We start from the raw sequence: 16,843 nt of genomic DNA, 5'->3' as shown, positions 1-16,843 counted from the left end.
CAGCTCGAGGCGCGCGGCGGCGGGGACGGGGGACCGAGGAAGGACGGAGAGATGACGGATCGGGATCCGAACAAGCACGAGGACGTCAGCGCGCTCTTCAGGCCATTTCGGCTGAAGGGGCTGACGCTCGAGAACCGGCTCGTCATGGCGCCCATGACGCGCCAGAAATCGCCTGGGAACGCGCCCGGCGAGCCGAACGTCGCGTACTACGCGCGGCGCGCGGCCGGCGGCGTCGGGCTGATCCTGTCGGAGGGGACGGTCGTGGAGCGGCCCGGCAAGCTCCATCTGCGCGACGTACCGCACTTCTACGGGGATCGGGCGCTGGACGGCTGGAAGAAGGTCATCGACGCCGTGCACAGGGAGGGGGGAAAGATGGCCCCCCAGCTGTGGCACGTCGGGCTCGCGCAGCGGAATCCCAACGGCCACGAGGAGCCTGCGGATCTGGAGGGCCCGGCGAACATGTCCCGCGAGGACGTGCAGGCCACGGTGCGGGCCTACGGCAAGGCGGCGGGGGACGCGAAGCGCCTCGGCTTCGACGCCATCGAGCTGCACGGCGCCCACGGGTACCTCATCGATCAGTTCTTCTACGAGGTGACGAACCAGCGCACCGACGAGTACGGCGGAAAGACGCTCGCCGAGAGGACGCGCTTCGCCGTGGAGGTCCTCGAGGCGGTTCGCGAGGCCGTCGGTCCGGAGATGGTGGTGATCCTCCGTCTCTCGCAGTGGAAGATCGGCGCCTACGATCACAAGATGGCGAAGACGCCGCAGGAGATGGAGCGGTGGCTCTCGCCTCTCGTGGACGCGGGCGTCGACATCTTCCACATGTCCCAGCGGCGTTACTGGGAGCCCGAATTCGCCGGCTCCGACTTGAACACCGCGGGGTGGGCGAAGAAGATCACCGGGAAGCCGACCATCACCGTGGGCTCCGTCGGGCTGTCCGGCGATCTCTTCGGCAACATTTCGGGCGAGACGTCCGTGCCCCAGGGGCTCGGTGAGCTCGTGCGCCGCTTCGAGCGCGGGGATTTCGATCTCGTCGCCGTCGGGCGCTCGCTGCTGAGCGACCCCGCCTGGGTGGAGAAGATCAAGGCGGGGCGCACTCATGAGCTGACGAATTTCACGAGGGAGAGCCTCGGCCAGTACTTCTGAGGTGGATCATGAAGATTGCCATCGTGGGTGTCGGTAGGATCGGAAGCACGTTCGCGTTCCAGCTCGCGCGGGCGGGGCACGACGTGACGGTGGTCGCTCGTGGAGCGCGGCTCGCGCAGCTGCGGCGGGACGAGGCCATCGTGACCGCCGCGGGGGAGCGCGCCGCGGTCGGCGTGAGCGCCGCGCTCGACGAGGCGGCGGCGTGGGACCTCGTGCTCGTGACGGTGCTCGCGCATCAGGTGGACGAGGTGCTCCCCGCGCTGGCCGCGAGCGCGGCGAAGACGGTGATGTTCATGTTCAACACCTTCGAGCCGCTCGGCCGCCTCCGCGACGCCGTGGGCGCGGCGCGCTTCGCCTTCGGATTCCCCGCGATCCTGGCGGCCCTCGACGACGGCAAGCTGACGTCGAGGATCGTCACCCGGGGCATGGTCACCCCGGTGACGGACGCGGCCTGGGCGAAGGTCTTCACGGCCGCGGGTATCCCCGCCGTCGTGGAGCCCGACATGGAGAGCTGGCTGCGCGCGCATGCGGCGGTCGCCGCGCCGGTGATGGTCGCCGCCGTCACCGCGCACGCGCGCCAGGCAGGCGTGTCGTGGACCGAAGCGATGGACCTGGCGCGCGCCCTGGAGGAGGGGCTCCGCGTGGTGCGCCAGCTCGGAAACACCCTCACGCCGGCGCCGATCGCGGCGCTGAGCCGCTTGCCCACGCCGGCGGCGGCCGCGCTCGTGTGGACGCTCAGCCGGATCGAGGCGATCCGCAAGACGGGCGCCACCGGGCCCAGCGAGCCGCGCGCGCTGATCGACGCGATCGCCGCCGCGGCGCCAGGTCGAACGCCGGCGCTGCTCGCCATCCGGCCCTGAAGAGGCCGGGGCGCGCGATCGCCTGTCGGCGCCCGGTTCAGGCGGAGGACAGCGTCGATCTTCATAAGGGACTCGCCGGCGCACCGTGGATGCTGTCGGACTTGGTGCGGTGCATGTCAGATCACCGTTGCCCACCACAGTTCGTCCAGCGACAGGGCCCCGTAGTCGATGCTCCCCGAGACCTCGCGCCCAAACACCTTCTCAAGAAGCTCTGGCGCAACCTGATAGTCTCGCTCTCTCGTAGACTTGAATCGAATCCACGTGACGTCGCTCGGCAGCTCCGAACGCGGAACGTCGTCCCGCACTGCACCTATCGGGATGCGTGCACAGACGAGCCCCACGATTTCGGTGTCAGCGTCGAGGACCCGGCCCCACGCCTCGTCGCCAGGCTCCCAATCGACGCTGCATCCTGGAGAGTGCGCCGCCAACGCCTGAAGGACATCCTGGACCTTATCGTGCGTCCACTTCCCCGATGCCGCGCGGCTGTGCCGAAAGATGTCGCTGAGATCCTGTTTCACAAAGGACTCCCCGGCGCACCGTGGATGAGACCCGTTCCGGTCAGGACACGGTTGCCCACCACAAATCGTTCATCGACAGGTCTTCATAGTCGACATTCCGCGAGACTTCAAACCCAAATATTTCCTCAAGAATCTCTGGAGCAATTCGGTAGTTATGATCGTGTATGGACCTGAATTGAATCCACGTCACGGCGCTCGGCAGCTCCGCCGTCGGGAGATCGTCCCTTGCCGCACCTATCGGGACACGTGCACAAACGAATCCCAAGGTCTTATTGTCAGCGTCGAGGACCCGTCCCCACTCCTCATCGAAAGGCTCCCAGTCCACCCAGGAACCCGGCGAACGTGCTGCCAATGCCTGAAGGACATCCTGGACCTTGTCGTGCGTCCACGTCGCCGATGCCGCGCGGCTGTGCCGAAAGACATCGCTGAGATCCTGTTTCATAGAGGACTCCCCGGCGCACCGTGAACGAAACCCGTTTCGGTGCGATAAAGATTCAGAACATTGGTTCTCTGACCTGTCTTGGAATGCACGCCGATGAAGTCGTCAAAAACAACTCTAGCCTTGCTATTGTCGATTCCTCTCCACAGGTTTGCGTCATCGGCGTAAGCCGCAGCATCAAGGATGATGCTGCTTCGCGTTCACTCGGTAGAAGAACTGGCTCTTGCCGTGGGCAAGGCTGCCTACCGTATGGCGGGCTGTGGCCGGCTCGTCAAGTATGTACCGGCCGTTCGTCAGCTGCCCATGTCTGTTCCTGAAGACCCCCCTGCTGACGAGCCAACCTTCTCCCGTCGCGGCCCTCGTTGCCAAGGCTCTTCCGCTCACCGCCGTGAGTCCCTCGCCGAGCCCGACGGCCGCGCCCAGGGTGAGCACGACCGCCTTGGTCCCCGCCGCGCCCGCGGCGCGGTAGTCGCCTCCCACGGCCGCAAGGACCGTGTCCGTTCCGGCCCTCAGCGCGTGGTACAGGGGATTCACGGCGTTCAGCGCCCCGACCACGCCGTCCTCCTTGTACCCGTCCCACATCGCGGTCCCGAACTCGTAGGCTCCGTAGCCGCCGAACGTCAGCGCGCTGAGCACCAGCGACCGCCCGAGCTCGACGGTGAGCTCGCCAAGCCCTTCACCGACGCCGAGCAGGCCCTCGCCCACCACGCTGCCGACCGTGCTTTGATCCGGCGTGGATGCCACCGGCTCGGGCACGTAACCCGAGCTCGTTCCGTAGATGTTCACGTCGATTGGCGGCGCGATGACGCCGACTTCGGCGCCCGTGGTGTTGGCATCGGTGTCGGACCGCGCCTTTCGCTCCGGGCGCTTGCCGACCGCAATCTCTTCCGGCGCCCAGCCGAGCTTCTCCCACGGGATGTACATGACGGCCGGTGGCCGTGACGCATCCAGGTCCTCCGCCGGCGCCTCCTGAAAACCGTTCGGATCCACGTACGCCAGCGGGTTGTTGAGGACGTAGCTGTACGGATTGAGGCTCTGCCCGGACAGCGGATTCGCCACGAGCGGATCCGGCGTCAAGAAGCGCCCGATCTCGGGATCGTACATCCGTCCCCGCATGTTGACGAGCCCGAGCTCGTCGTCGCCCTCGTGCCCCGTGAACCCCCGCCGGACAGGGGAGCTGCCGAACGAGCCCGGAGCCGCGCTCTCCCAGGTCGGCTGGCGGCGCTTGCCCCACGCCTGGTAACTGCGCCGCTCGTGCACGCCGCCCGAGGCGTCCGTGATCACGTCGATCGAGCCCAGGTTGTCGCGATGCAGGTACAGCGTCGTGCCCGGCGCCCCCGCGACGCGCGTCACGAGCGCCACCGGGCGCCCCTTCACCAGCACGGAGTACCGGTGCTCGACGCTCGGCTCGCCAGCTTCCGGAGCGAGCCGGGTGACCCGCTCGTACAGGTCGCCCACGTAGAGGGTCACCTCGTCCGGCGTCGTCTTCCGGATGCGGTTCTGATCGCCGTCGTAGTCGAGCTCGATCGTCGCGCCGCCGTCGAGCGTGAACGTCTCCGGCTTGTCGAACGGCGTGTACGAGACCGTCGCGCCGGGCCTCGAGATCTGGTTGCCGACTTCGGTCGTTACTGCTCCGAGGGCTTTCGTCCGATGTGTCCACGGTTGTCGATCAGATCTATCTCAAGCAGAACGACTCCCGACTCAACTGTTGCATGCACCTTGACCAGCTCAACCTTGGAGTAGGCCTCGCCACTCCACACCTCCTCGCCTCCTCGTGGTGGCCCAAAGACGGCGCCGCGCTTAAGCGACCTGCTTGTGACAGCCGTGTCAAGCACTCGCGCCACCACCTCCGGGGCTGACACGCCCGAGAGCCTCCACGCACCGCTCCGCAGGTGCTTGTCGTGCAGATACGTCTCCCGGAGCGGAGCGATCGAGGTAGCGCCGCACTCGAATCGCAAATCGTCGAGTAGAACGGCGGAACCATCGAAGCGAGCACGCGGCAATGTTGTTGGGTCATACGTCTGAATGGTCAGACCTTCGGCATCATGTACGAGGAGTAGCCTCTGTTCACCCCGTTCCAGCTTGATCCGACCAGCCTCTTGCTTCGACTCGCTGAAGCCAACCGCCACCGCCTGCTCAGCTAGCGCCGCCGCAAGACTCCCAGCGTTCTTGCCCATGATGTCGATGCAGCTGCCCGCTCCAGCAGAGGAGATTTTCTCGACTCGGAACTCCGCGGGTAGCTCGAACTCGAAACCCAGAATCTGCATGGTAGCGCCCCTTTAACTATTGGAAGACCGGCAGTTGCGGACCACCTACGAGCCCTGGGAATTGCACCGGCCTGAAACTTCCGATCGGTAGACCTGCGTTAGGTGCGAAGGCTGCTGCGGGCCTGAAATGCCCAGACGCATTCGTCCACTCGATGATCTGCCCTTCCCGCAAGGCGATCTCACCAGCATAGGTGACACGGCCCCCACCAGAGAGAGCGGCGTGTCCCCGGCCGACGATTACCTGACCCCCTTGCACCACAAAGTCGAACCTCCCTTCTGCTAGCTGTCCCCCAAGGGTGTAGCCGCCTCTGCTCTTGCTCAGCGTTCCGAACACCGTTCCAGCAGCGTCGTCGCCCAGGTTCCCAAGCGTGGGTACTAGTCGGCCACCTCCCCCTGCGGCCCCCGCGGCCGCGGCTCTTCCGCTCAGCGCCGCCAGCCCCTCGCCGAGCCCGAAGGCCGCGCCCAGCGTGAGCACGGTCGCCTTGGTTCCCGCCGCGCTCGCGGCGCGGTAGTCGCCTCGCTCGGCGGCGAGGACCGTGTCCGTTCCGGCCCTCAGCATGTGGTATAGCGGGTTCACGGCGTTCAGCGCCCCGACCACGCCGTCCTCCTTGTACCCGTCCCACATGGCACCCCCGAGCTCGTAGGCGCCGTAGCCGCCGAACGTCAGCGCGTTCAGCACCAGCGACCGCCCAAGCCCGACGACGAGCTCGCCGAGCCCTTCGCCAGCCCCGAGCAGGCTCTCGCCCACGACGTTGCCGAGCGTGCTCTGTTCCGGCGTGGAAGGCGCCGGCTCAGGCACATACCCCGAGCTCGTTCCATAGATGTTCACGTCGATGGGAGGCGCGACGACGCCGACGTCGGCGGTGGACGAGTTCACGTCCGTCTCCTTGCGCGGCTCGCCAGTGACCAAAGCGGTGAGATGCCGTCGCACGCCATGGACATACACGGTGAGCCCTTGGCCCGCGACATACCTGGCCTCGGGGACTCCGGCCTTCGTGGATCCCTCATCCTCCGCCGGCGCCTCCTGAAAACCGTTCGGATCCACGTACGCCAGTGGGTTGTTGAGGACGTAGCTGTACGGATTGAGGCTCTGCCCGGACAGCGGATTCGCGACGAGCGGATCCGGCGTCAAGAAGCGCCCGATCACGGGATCGTACATCCGTCCCCGCATGTTGACGAGCCCGAGCTCGTCGTCGCCCTCGTGCCCCGTGAACCCCCGCCGGACAGGGGAGCTGCCGAACGAGCCCGGAGCCGCGCTCTCCCAGGTCGGCTGGCGGCGCTTGCCCCACGCCTGGTAACTGCGCCGCTCGTGCACGCCGCCCGAGGCGTCCGTGATCACGTCGATCGAGCCCAGGTTGTCGCGATGCAGGTACAGCGTCGTGCCCGGCGCCCCCGCGACGCGCGTCACGAGCGCCACCGGGCGCCCCTTCACCAGCACGGAGTACCGGTGCTCGACGCTCGGCTCGCCAGCTTCCGGAGCGAGCCGGGTGACCCGCTCGTACAGGTCGCCCACGTAGAGGGTCACCTCGTCCGGCGTCGTCTTCCGGATGCGGTTCTGATCGCCGTCGTAGTCGAGCTCGATCGTCGCGCCGCCGTCGAGCGTGAACGTCTCCGGCTTGTCGAACGGCGTGTACGAGACCGTCGCGCCGGGCCTCGAGATCTGGTTGCCGACGGCGTCATAGCCGTACAATCTGTCCCCCGCCTGGACCACCGCGTGCGGCTGGTCGGGGTCGTACGCGTACGTGCCGATACCCAGCTTGGAGTCGATGTTGCCATTCGGCGCGTACGTGTTCTCGAACAGGCAACGGCGCAGATGGCGGAGCTGCGAGCACCTCAGGCGATCGAGCTCGTCGTAGATGAAGTACTCCGTCTTCGTCTGGCGTAGGTCCTTCCTGGTCTCGAGGTTGAGCCTGTTGTCGTACGTGTACGCCAGGTTCTGGATCTCCACGGCGTCCTTCGTCGTGCGCAGGCTCTCCAGGCGGTTCTTCGTCGCGTGGTACGAGCGCTCGGTGACGACGCCGTTGCCGAACTCCTCGGTCCGGATCCTCCCGGCCCGGTCCGTCTCCTTCAGCTCCCAGTACGGATCGCCGGTCTCGGCGTTCCGCGCCTCGAGGACGTGGCCGTGCGGATCGAGCTCGTAGAGGACCGAGAACGGCTCCCCGCCGTCGCCCGCGGGGTACGAGATGAGGTTGAGCTGGTTCGAGGGGGTATAGCCGAAGGTCGTCGTGAACGTCTCGCCCTCGAGCACCAGCCGCTTGGTCTCGAGCCGCCCGAGCGGGTCATACGTGTAGGTCGTCTTGTGATGCTCGGGGCTCTCGACCTCGGCGATCTTGCCCTTGCCCGTCGCCCCGCGGTCCCACCTCCACGTGGTGCGGTAGGTGCTTTCGCTGCCCTCCTCCTTGTCGATGCGCGCCGTCATGCGGCCCAGGCGATCGTACTCGAACCAGCGCTCCCGCCCCAGCGCGTCCTTCGCGTACGTCGGCAGCCCGAACCCGCTGGTGTGCGTGATCGTCTCGCCGCGGTCGGGATCCGTGATCTTTCGCACGCGGCCGTAGGCGTCGCGCTCGGTCGTCGTCACCGCGCCGCCCGGATCGGTCACGGTCCACAGCCCGCCGAACGGTCCGTAGCTATAACGCGTCTCCCCCAGCATCGCGTCGGTGATCGACACCGGCCGGCCGAGCCCGTCGTTCTCTATCGTGGTCGCCAGGCTGCATGGACCGATCACCGCGACGGTCGTCCCCCGGTACGCGTACCTCGTCGTGGTGCCCCACGGCGTCCGGTGCGTCTTGATGCGGCCCATGCCGTCGTAGGTATAGTCGTCGTAGCGCAGCGCATCGCGCGGCGTGTCCTCGCCGGCGGGCAGCGATCGTCGCGCCACGTGCTCGCCCAGCGCATCGAAGACGATCTCCTGCATGACGCGCTCGTCGGCGCCGGCGCCCACGTCGGGGCGATGCGTCCACCACCGGACCGGACGCCCGAGGCTGTCGAGCTCGACAGTATCATCGCGACCGCCTATCTCCTGCGTTCGCACCTTCACGTTCCACTCGGTGCCGGACGCGCCGCCGTCCTTCGTCCGCGTGAACGTGGTGATCACCTCGTCCTCCTCGCCCGGCCGGATCTCCTTCGTGACGCGCCCGAAGCCGTCGATCGCCCAGCGCGTGACGAGGTGGTTCGGATCGACCAGCGCCGTCCTGACGCCGAGGCCGGGGTCGAACTTCATCCGCGTGACGTGCCCCTCCGCGTTCGAGCGCGCGTACGGGAAGATGCGCTCTTCGTCGTACGAGATGCACGAGTTGCGGCGCGCGCCGAACGCGTCGACGGAGCGGGTGATCCTCAGGTTGCCGTACACATCGCGCGTGTACGTGAGGTGGAGCTCCGTCTGCGGGTCGCCCTCGGTGCCGACGGACTCCCGGATGACCTGTCCGCGCGTGTTGTACGTGTGCGACATCGTGCGGCACTGGTCGATCCCCGAGGCGCTGCTGCACTCGTTCACGGAGTCCAGCTTGCCGATCAGCCAGGCAGCGGTGTCGTTCGTGTACTTCCGCTTGACCAGGAGCGAGAAATCGGCCCCCGTCGTAGACGACGACTCGGCGAGGATGTTGCCGAACTCGTCGTAGTCGCCATAGCCGATCGTCGCGTCGCTCATGAGGATCGGCGGGAACCCCGCCCGGTCGATCGCGTACGCCTCCAGGCTCTGCCCTCCGGCCGGTGAGTACGTTCCCTGTCCCCTGACGTCCCTGCGGAAGACCGGCAACGTGAAGTACGTGCTGCCACCGTTCGTCTTGACGGTCTGGATCAGCGAGCTCGTCTGCGAGAGCTCGACGATCCCGGAGGGCGCTTGGTCATGAGTCTCGGGAGGGCTGTAGCGCACCTCCCGCATGACCTGGCGCGCGTACGGGAAGACGTTGAGGTCCTTGTCGAACGTCACGTTGTCGTAAAACTCCACGGTCCCGGAGCCGGTGTCGAGATCGCGCACGATCCGCTTGCCGAAGCCGAGGAAGCCACGGCCGAGCCGGTGGTAACGGCCGTTCCTGTAGGCGACCTCGAAGCGCCGCTCGGCGTTCGCGCCGTTGTTGAGCGTGTAACCGCTGACCACCGCCCGCGGGCCGAGGGCGCAGCGGAGCGGGTAAGCGCACTCCTCCTCGACGGCGTTCTCCATCGGGTCGTAAATCTTCTGCTCGTCCGGCAGCGGCGACAACCCGCCCCAAGCGTGCGGCGACGACAGGTGGCTGTAGGTGATCGTCACGTTCGGCAGGAAGCCGGGGTCGTCCGGATCGAGCGAGTTCATCCCGTCGGTCACGCTCGCGAGGAGATCCTCGTCCTTGAGCAGGTTCGGGAAGATGCGGAAGAAACGTCCCACCGACATCAGCACATCCTGGACGCCGTCGCCGTTCAGGTCCGTCACCCGCGGAGCTTGCGCGTGGGCGAGCGTGACCTCGGAATCGAGCATGAGGGGCTCGACCGGCAGGTTGTCGCGCAGCCGCTCAAGATGCAGCCACGACCCGGCGACGCACCAGCGCCCGCACGCGAGCTCGCGGGCGGCCGTGGCTGGCTCCGCCTCGTATCGGGCGGGTCCGTGCCGTCGGCGCCCGTCGCGCCGCAGCCGCCGCCCGTGGCACCCTTCGCGGCGGCGCCGGTGCCGGAGCCCCCGCCGCGAGAGCCGCCGCGAGCGCCGGAGCCGCGACGTATGGTCCAGTTGAACCTTTTCGGCGATGACTAGCCCAGCAATCCTGGGTGAGTCGGTTGATTCTTGGGTTGGAACTGTGAGAAACCTGTGCGCCCGTTGGGTAGCACCTGTTCAGCACTGATCAGAGGTCGCCACGAACCCCGGACCGAGCGAACGAGGCCCCATATGTGGGCCCTGTTCGGCCGGAGATCCCAAGATGTAGCGGTTCTCCTTGACGTACGAGCCCTTCGCGGGTTTGACTAGCTGGCGGTCAGGCGCTCCCGAGTATCGGGGGCATGCCTTCGGGCATGGCACCTAGACCTATGCTCACTGTCGGAAATACTGAACTTTTGAGCACGTATCCAGGAGAAGCGATAGAGAAATGTAGAGACCGAGACGGGCGGCTTCGGCGTTCTCCAGGGAACTCTTTGTGCTGAGGTAGAACGATCGATGAGGGATGCGAACGACACGCCGGCGTGGGTGCTCAGCTTTGTGCGACGTGCTGCGCGCACGAGACGACCACGATCGCAGCACCGCGCGCACCATCCTCCCTTCTCGGTGCCGGCTTCCATGAAACTTGGATCAAATCAAGAAAAATAGATGCAACGTTGCACGATCGGAAATCGTTTCGAGAACCCGGAATTTCGACGCGCCGATCCTTGCGTCGAGCTTGGCCGCGGGGTACTCGAGCTTTGTGACGAAGCACGTGACACCAGGGTGCACTACATGAGCAGGCGCGATCGTGCCGTGCAGCTCGGGGCCATGATCCAGGCGGACAGGATCCTGCTGACGGAAGTTCGCGAGCGGCTGAAGACTCACGAGGCCGAGCTCGACGCCCTGCTTCGAGGCGAGGGCCCGCCGGATACGCCTGACGGCTCCGGTAGGCAGGGCGCTGGCTCGATCGCGAAGGCCGTCGCCGACCTGCTGAGCGCGGATCCTGACAGGCCGTTCTCCGCGGAGGAGATCGTGGCCCGCCTCGGCGGCGAGCACAAGCTGACCTCTCTCAGGTCGACGCTCGCGCGCATGGCGGACAACCTGGAGATTGTTCGAGTTGGACGCGGACGCTACCGAGCCGCGAAGGGCGCACACGCGAAGGAAGCGAATGGCGCCGTTCCGCATGGGGAGGGCGGAACCATCCAGTAGCCCATAAGGCTAGAGGCCGGTCGCGGGGGTAGGAGCCCGCGGCCGACCTCCGGGATGAAAAGGACGCCCGAGCCCGTGTAGGAGCCCTTGCGACCCACCACAACCCGAGCGTGTCATACGTACGGGGGATCGTCAATGGCTCCCAAGCCTTGGAAGGCGTTCGTGGAGTCGTTGATCATGCACAAGGAACCGATGGGGCCGTGCCCCGAGGGATACGAGGACATCTGCGTTGCGTCATACTTCCACAAGGGCCTGGGTCGCCGGGTTTTCGCGTGGCAGTACGGCAAGCGCTGCTTCGTCCTCCGGGTGAAGCAGCGGACGGAAGGGACCCCCGGGGCGTAGCCGAAGGGTCTCGCTTCGGTTCGCGCTGAGCCCTGACTGATAGGCGCCTCGCCAGGGGCGCGGATGGGGACAGAAGCCCCGCCACGGTCCTCGTGGCGGGGCTTTCTGTTTCGGGGAGCCAAGTTGCAGGTCTGCAACGCGGTCCTTTCATCCGCGGCGGTGGATCCACGTTTCTCCAGGCCTGGATGTTGTAACCCGTTGCAACGTCGCCAGCGGGTTGGCGCTTAAGTCAGCGAGCGGTCGGGCCGTGCGTCCGGTCCGGCTGGGGCGTGTCTACTCGTCGGGTTGGACGTACAGCCGGCTCAGGGCGTCGAGCACCTGGATCGCGCCTAGCGTCTGCTATTTTCAGGTGCCGGACACGCGATCTGGGAGAGCCGCTATCCCGGACACCACCGCTCAGCTGCCTCGCCGGGACCGGCTCCGGTCCCTCGGGCCATGCTCAGCTACCCCCGAGAGACCGGATCCGGTTCCTCGGGCCATGCTCAGCTGCCCTGCGGAGCCCGGATTCGGTTCCTCACGCCATGCTCAGCTACCCCCGAGAGACCGGATCCGGTTCCCCAGGCCATGCTCAGCTGCCCCGCGGAGACCGGACCCGGTTCCTCACGCCATGCTCAGCTACCCCCGAGAGACCGGATCCGGTCCCTCGGGCATGCTCAGCTGTCCCGCCGAGACCGGATCCGGTCGCTCAGGCCAAGCTCAACCATCCCGGCAGACCGGCTCCGGTCGCGGCAGGCAGCTCCGCTGCCCGAAGGACTGGAAGCGCCAGTCCCCAGGCCATGCCCAGCTGCCCCGGCGAGCGCCGAGCGCCGCGGCGGCGCCGGAGAAGGCGCCCCCTCACAAAACCAGGGAACGCGACCGAAGCAAGGCGCAGATCAGCGCAGGACCCCGCGCCCCCTACTGCCCGCCGGGCACGCAGATCGCCGTCGCCGAGCCGGCGCCCATGCACGAGAAGCCCGCCGCGCAGTCGGTGTTCGCGGCGCAGGGGAAGGCGCACTTGCCCACGGCCGTGTTGCACTTGTGCGTGCCGCAGACCATGTCGTTCGTACACGGGAGCGCGAGCGGGCTCGGCTGCGCCGTCGTCGCCGGAGCGGTCGTGCCCGGTTGCTGGTACTGCCCAGGCTGCTGGTATTGCCCCGGCTGCTGATACTGCCCCGGCTGCTGATACTGCCCCGGCTGCTGGTACTGCCCCGGCTGCTGGTACTGCCCGGGCTGCTGGTACCCAGGCTGCTGGTTGTAGGCGTTGTACTGCTGGCTCGACGGATCCTCGGCCTCGCTGCCACGGCACGCGGAGGACAGGAGCCCGAGGCCTCCGAGAGCAACGACGACCGCCGCGGCAGAGCGCACGCTGGTGAACCACATGGATCGCTTCATCAAGGTCTCCCGCAGATGCGGGGCTTTCCCCGCGTGAGCAGCGGGCCGGTACCGACCCGCCGCTGAGTCTGAGCCCCGGCCCCCGGAGGAGCAACGGCAGGCCCTTCGCCGGCGAGCGCCGCGTCGCGGGCCCGCTGGACGCGAGCGTAACCCCGGTCGGCGACCACGCGCCCCCCAAAATGAAGGCGCCACCGCGCGCTCACCGCGGCGCAGCATCCTTGCAGCAACGAAACCCCTGCTCGTAGCCGTAATCCTCTTCCTTGTGGAACCCCACCGTCGGGCGGCATCGGCCGCGCATCGGGCCCCACCAGCCGCCCTTGAGCCCGCTCCGCTCCGGGGACTTGCGGCCCGGCCGCACGACCCACTCGTTGATGTTGCCGTTGAGGTCGTAGACGCCGAACGGCGACACGCACGCCGGCATCGAGCCGGCCGGGACGCGCTGATCGAGCCGCTCGAGCTCCGCCTTGCACTTGGGGTGCCGCATGCACCGCTCGTAACGGTAGAGCGCCAGCTCGCGCTGGCGGAACGGCCGGTCGATGTTGCACTTCGTCGCGTCGCGCACGAACCCGTACGTGTACGGGAGCATCTCCTCACCCTCGCAGGCGAAGTTGAACTCGTCCTCGGTGCAGAGGCGCTTGCCGACGCCCTCGCACGCCTTGACCGCCTCGCGCCACGAGACGAGCAGCGCAGGGAGCTCGCCCTTCTTGTTGGGCCACTCGTACCGGTCGACGCAGTAACGCATCGGCGCGCGCTTCTTCGAGAGGCACGCGGTCGGCTGCTTGTACTCGAGGCAGCGCTCGCTGACGCTTGTCGAGCCCTCCACCTCGCCGTACGGGTTCGCCCGCCGCGCCTGGTCCTTCTCGAACTCCTTGTGGTGCTTGAGGCAGATCTGCTCGACGAGGGGGCAGTAGTCGCCGTCGACGAGGACCATGTCGTCCGGACACCCCGCCGAGCTGCCAGGCAGCCCGGCGTCCGACACGCCGCCGTCGGGCGACGCCGCCGCTGCCGCGCCATCGAGGGCCGCGACGGCGTCGGGCAGCCCCGCGGCGTCGGACAGCCCCGCGGCGTCGGGCAGCCCCGCGGCGTCGGACAGCCCTGCGGCGTCGGACAGCGTCGCGGCGTCGGACAGCTCCGCGGCGTCCGGCGGCTCCGCGGCGGCGCCGTCGGGTGGCGCGGGCTCGGCGGGCGCCGCCGCGCGGGCGCTCGCGGGCGCCGCGGCGTCGGTCGCGGCGGGCTCGCGGCGATCGCAGCCGAGGATCGCGGCCGCGAGGCCGCACAGCAGGACGAGGCCCCCCGCGCAGCGCCGGCAGAGGGCCCTGCGCCGCCGGCGCGGGGCGGCCGGCGGCGCGATGCGGCGGGGGCGCCGGCTCATCGGCCGGGGGCGGGGATGACCTTGAGCGGCACCCGGGTGCCGCCGCGCTCCACCTCGATCACGACCTCGCGGCCCGGCTCGAGCTCGCCGAGCGCGAACATGAAGTCGTGGATGTTGGTGATCGCGTGGGCGCCGATGCGCACGATCACGTCCCCCGCCTGCATCCCGGCGCGCGTGGCCGGCGCGTCGGGCCGCACGCCCGTGAGCTTCACGCCGGGCCCCTGGTACGCGTAGTCCGGCATCGTGCCGAGCGACGCGCGGAAGCCGCGGCGCATGCTGCGGTGAGGGTCGGCCGGCGGGTCGGTGAAGGCCATCCGCGCGTCGCGCTGCGCGAGGGCGAGCGCCATCCGCGCCGCGAGCACGGCGCAGCGCGAGACGCCCGCGGCGTCGATCTTGTCCGCCGTGTCGCTCGGCCGGTGGTAGTCCTCGTGGACGCCCGTGAACAGGAAGGCGACCGGGACGCGCGACGCGGTGAACGACGTGTGATCGCTCGCGCCGAACCCCTCGACGCCGAACTGGAGCGCGAGGCCGAGCCCGCGGGCGGCGCCGTCCACGATCGGCTTCCAGTCGGGCGAGGTGCCGAGGCCGTCGACGAGGAGCTTGTCCTCCCGCATCCGGCCGACCATGTCCGCGTTGATCATCGCCACGATGGACTTCGTCCCCTCGAGCGGCGCCGGCGGGTGATCGACGAAGTGGCGCGAGCCGAGGGTGCCGAGCTCCTCGGCGCCGAACGCGATGAACAGCAGGTTGCGGTCCGGCCGCGCGGGGAGCGCGGCGAACCGCCGCGCGACCTCCAGGAGCATCGCGGTCCCGGAGGCGTTGTCGTCGGCGCCCGGGTGCACCGCGTGCACGCCGGGCGCGCGCGAGTACGAGTTGCCCCCGTGGCCGAGGTGATCGTAGTGGGCGCCGATGACGACGTACTCGCCGGCGTGCGGTGAGCCATCCCGCGCCGGGAGCAGGCCGATCACGTTCCCCGCCTGCGCCATCCGCGGGGTGACCTTGGTCGTGATCTCGACGGTGGTGCCGGCGAGCGGCTTCGGCCCAGGGGCCTTCGCCGGGGCCTGCTTCGCGGCCGCGGGCTTCGCGGCGGCCTGCTTCGCGGCCTCGGGCTTCGCGGGCGGCGGAAGCCCCGCCGTCGGGAAGAGCGCCCGGGCCGCGGAGCGCGTGATCACCACGGCCGGGATGCCCATGCTCGCCGCGTCGTCCGACACCCGCGGGAGCTCGTCGCCCGCCGCGACGAGGATCACGCCGGCGGCCTTGTGCTCGCGGGCGGTGCGGAGCTTGTAGCGGACGCTGCCGAAGTCGCGGAGCGCGTCGGCCGGCCGCGAAGACGACCCGTGATGCGGATCCGCGTGCGCTGCGCCATGCGGGTCGGCGTGCGCCGCGCCGCCGTGCGGGTCTGCCTTCGCCGCGCCGCCGTGCGGATCTGCCTTCGCCGCGCCGCCGTGCGGATCTGCCTTCGCCGCGCCGCCGTGCGGATCTGCCTTCGCCGCCCCCGCCTGCGGCGCCGCCTCCGCGCCGTCGCCCAGCGTGGGCACGCCGTCGAGCACGACCGCGATCTTCCCCTCGATGTCGCGGCCGCCGTAGTCGTCCCAGGAGAGCGCCGGCGCGGTCACGCCGTGGCCCACGAGCACCGCCGCCCCCGAGGCCGTGCCGCTCGCGCTCCCGTCGGCCGTGACCAGCTTGCCGGCCTCGACGCTCTGCTTCCGGCCCGCGCGCTGCACCGCGAGCGCCGCAGGCGCCACGTCGGCGCCCACCCGCGCGTCGAACACCTGCAGGTACGCGTTCGCGTCGCCCCCCTGCCCGCCCAGCGGCGAGAGCTTGAGCTCGTCGAACCTGCGCGCGATGAACTCGGCCGCGAGCTCGGCGCCCGGCTCGCCGGTGGCGCGCCCCGCGAGCTCGGGCGACGCGAGGTACGCGACGTCCGCCTTGATCCGCGCCTCCGCGGCGGGGTCGAGATCGATCGAGGCCGGCGCGGCGGGCGCCGCGGCGGCGGCCGGCGACGAGGCCGGCGGCGCGGCCGCCTCGCGGGGCGGCGCGGCCGGAGGCGCGCACGCCCCGAGCGCGGCGAGCAGCCCCGCGACGAGGCCCGGGCGGAGCCCCGCCGCGCGCGGCGCGCGCGCCGCGGCGCGCCCGGCGGTCACCACGGCGCGGCCTTCTGCGCCGCGCGGACCAGCTCGAGCGCACGGCGCCCGATGTACTCCTCCACGTCGGCCGGCGCGATGTGCCTGTCCTTCGCGAAGTCGAACTCGCGCGGCTTGCCGTCGCCGAAGGTGACCCGGACGATCGCCGACTCCCGCAGGAGCTCGAGCGCCAAGCTGAACTCGCCGAGCGCGAGCCGATGCTTGTCCGGCTCCTGCGAGAGCGCGACCGGCTGCCCCTTGTCCTGCAGCCTCTCGTGCGCGAACTTCAGCGACTCGGCCCCCTGCGACACGGCCGACTCCGCGGCCGCGAGCGCCTCGGCGACCCGCTTCTTGTGCCGCGCGAGCTCCTCCGACTCGCGCTCCGCCTTCGATTTCACGGCCTCGATGAGCTCATCACGCCAGGTAGCCACAGTGCACCTCGGCGCGAACACTCTTCCGAAACGCGCGCTTTGTCCAGCCCGACACGCGCCGGCCGCCCGTCGTCCGGCCCGCCCGACGCGCCGGGCGCGGGCTCGCCCGCGCAACCTCGACAAAAACAGGAAGCCCGGGATCCCCGGGGAGGACGGCCTCCCTCG

Annotated in this window: 13 protein-coding genes; 4 read left to right on the top strand and 9 right to left on the bottom strand. The window is 69.1% G+C overall.

The window, feature by feature from the left end; genetic code table 11:
- Positions 1-51 precede the first annotated feature (51 nt).
- Positions 52-1,146 carry an NADH:flavin oxidoreductase gene (locus tag WMF20_RS49875; protein WP_437609185.1) on the top strand — a complete coding sequence of 365 codons (1,095 nt, stop codon included), beginning with the start codon at positions 52-54 and terminating at the stop codon, positions 1,144-1,146.
- Positions 1,147-1,154: 8 nt separating this feature from the next.
- Positions 1,155-2,006: a ketopantoate reductase family protein gene (locus WMF20_RS49870; protein ID WP_437609183.1), complete on the top strand. Its 852-nt coding sequence runs from the start codon at positions 1,155-1,157 to the stop codon at positions 2,004-2,006.
- A gap of 116 nt (positions 2,007-2,122) precedes the next feature.
- On the opposite strand, the gene WMF20_RS49865 is transcribed toward WMF20_RS49870, so the two are convergent.
- The 5 genes from WMF20_RS49865 to WMF20_RS49845 all read right to left on the bottom strand — a co-directional run bounded on the left by WMF20_RS49865 (position 2,123) and on the right by WMF20_RS49845 (position 9,680).
- Positions 2,123-2,524 (bottom strand): hypothetical protein, encoded by a 402-nt coding sequence (locus WMF20_RS49865; protein WP_437609181.1) that lies wholly within the window; start codon positions 2,522-2,524, stop codon positions 2,123-2,125.
- A 40-nt stretch (positions 2,525-2,564) separates the two neighbouring features.
- The gene (locus WMF20_RS49860; RefSeq protein ID WP_437609179.1) at positions 2,565-2,966 is read right to left on the bottom strand and encodes a hypothetical protein; all 402 of its coding nucleotides are present in this window, start codon (positions 2,964-2,966) and stop codon (positions 2,565-2,567) included.
- A 174-nt stretch (positions 2,967-3,140) separates the two neighbouring features.
- Positions 3,141-4,433 carry an RHS repeat-associated core domain-containing protein gene (locus tag WMF20_RS49855; RefSeq protein ID WP_437609177.1) on the bottom strand — a complete coding sequence of 431 codons (1,293 nt, stop codon included), beginning with the start codon at positions 4,431-4,433 and terminating at the stop codon, positions 3,141-3,143.
- Positions 4,434-4,588: 155 nt separating this feature from the next.
- Positions 4,589-5,230, bottom strand: a complete 642-nt coding sequence (locus tag WMF20_RS49850) for a hypothetical protein (protein WP_437609175.1) — start codon at positions 5,228-5,230, stop codon at positions 4,589-4,591.
- 16 nt (positions 5,231-5,246) lie between these two features.
- Positions 5,247-9,680, bottom strand: coding sequence for an RHS repeat domain-containing protein (locus WMF20_RS49845; RefSeq protein ID WP_437609173.1), 4,434 nt, complete (start codon positions 9,678-9,680; stop codon positions 5,247-5,249).
- A gap of 816 nt (positions 9,681-10,496) precedes the next feature.
- Between WMF20_RS49845 and WMF20_RS49840 the strand changes: the two genes are divergently transcribed.
- Both WMF20_RS49840 and WMF20_RS49835 read left to right on the top strand, forming a co-directional pair.
- A complete protein-coding gene (locus WMF20_RS49840) occupies positions 10,497-11,039 on the top strand; it encodes a hypothetical protein (RefSeq protein WP_437609170.1) in 543 nt (180 codons plus the stop codon).
- 135 nt (positions 11,040-11,174) lie between these two features.
- Entirely contained in the window at positions 11,175-11,381 is a 207-nt protein-coding gene (locus WMF20_RS49835) for a hypothetical protein (protein ID WP_437609168.1), read from the top strand.
- Between the two features lie 894 nt (positions 11,382-12,275).
- Here the strand turns inward: WMF20_RS49835 and WMF20_RS49830 are convergent.
- The 4 genes from WMF20_RS49830 to WMF20_RS49815 all read right to left on the bottom strand — a co-directional run bounded on the left by WMF20_RS49830 (position 12,276) and on the right by WMF20_RS49815 (position 16,678).
- Positions 12,276-12,740, bottom strand: coding sequence for a hypothetical protein (locus WMF20_RS49830; protein WP_437609166.1), 465 nt, complete (start codon positions 12,738-12,740; stop codon positions 12,276-12,278).
- 211 nt (positions 12,741-12,951) lie between these two features.
- Positions 12,952-14,124, bottom strand: a complete 1,173-nt coding sequence (locus WMF20_RS49825; RefSeq protein WP_437609163.1) for a formylglycine-generating enzyme family protein — start codon at positions 14,122-14,124, stop codon at positions 12,952-12,954.
- Positions 14,121-16,271: a M20/M25/M40 family metallo-hydrolase gene (locus tag WMF20_RS49820; protein WP_437609161.1), complete on the bottom strand. Its 2,151-nt coding sequence runs from the start codon at positions 16,269-16,271 to the stop codon at positions 14,121-14,123. The genes WMF20_RS49825 and WMF20_RS49820 overlap by 4 nt, the downstream gene beginning before the upstream one ends.
- Entirely contained in the window at positions 16,265-16,678 is a 414-nt protein-coding gene (locus WMF20_RS49815) for a hypothetical protein (RefSeq protein ID WP_165374597.1), read from the bottom strand. Before WMF20_RS49815 ends, WMF20_RS49820 begins: the two co-directional genes overlap by 7 nt.
- Between the last annotated feature and the right edge of the window lie 165 nt (positions 16,679-16,843).

The sequence above is a fragment of the Sorangium sp. So ce834 genome (assembly GCF_051521425.1).
Classification (GTDB): Bacteria; Myxococcota_A; Polyangia; order Polyangiales; family Polyangiaceae; genus Sorangium; species Sorangium cellulosum_D.
This window is presented reverse-complemented; position numbering and strand designations above follow the sequence as displayed.

Excerpts from the sequence above, each read along its gene's own strand:
- WMF20_RS49875 (WP_437609185.1), top strand. The coding sequence starts at position 52 with ATGACGGATCGGGATCCGAACAAGCACGAGGACGTCAGCGCGCTCTTC.
- WMF20_RS49870 (WP_437609183.1), top strand. The coding sequence starts at position 1,155 with ATGAAGATTGCCATCGTGGGTGTCGGTAGGATCGGAAGCACGTTCGCG.
- WMF20_RS49860 (WP_437609179.1), bottom strand. The coding sequence starts at position 2,966 with ATGAAACAGGATCTCAGCGATGTCTTTCGGCACAGCCGCGCGGCATCG.
- WMF20_RS49850 (WP_437609175.1), bottom strand. The coding sequence starts at position 5,230 with ATGCAGATTCTGGGTTTCGAGTTCGAGCTACCCGCGGAGTTCCGAGTC.
- WMF20_RS49845 (WP_437609173.1), bottom strand. The coding sequence starts at position 9,680 with ATGCTCGATTCCGAGGTCACGCTCGCCCACGCGCAAGCTCCGCGGGTG.
- WMF20_RS49840 (WP_437609170.1), top strand. The coding sequence starts at position 10,497 with ATGCAACGTTGCACGATCGGAAATCGTTTCGAGAACCCGGAATTTCGA.
- WMF20_RS49835 (WP_437609168.1), top strand. The coding sequence starts at position 11,175 with ATGGCTCCCAAGCCTTGGAAGGCGTTCGTGGAGTCGTTGATCATGCAC.
- WMF20_RS49830 (WP_437609166.1), bottom strand. The coding sequence starts at position 12,740 with ATGTGGTTCACCAGCGTGCGCTCTGCCGCGGCGGTCGTCGTTGCTCTC.
- WMF20_RS49825 (WP_437609163.1), bottom strand. The coding sequence starts at position 14,124 with ATGAGCCGGCGCCCCCGCCGCATCGCGCCGCCGGCCGCCCCGCGCCGG.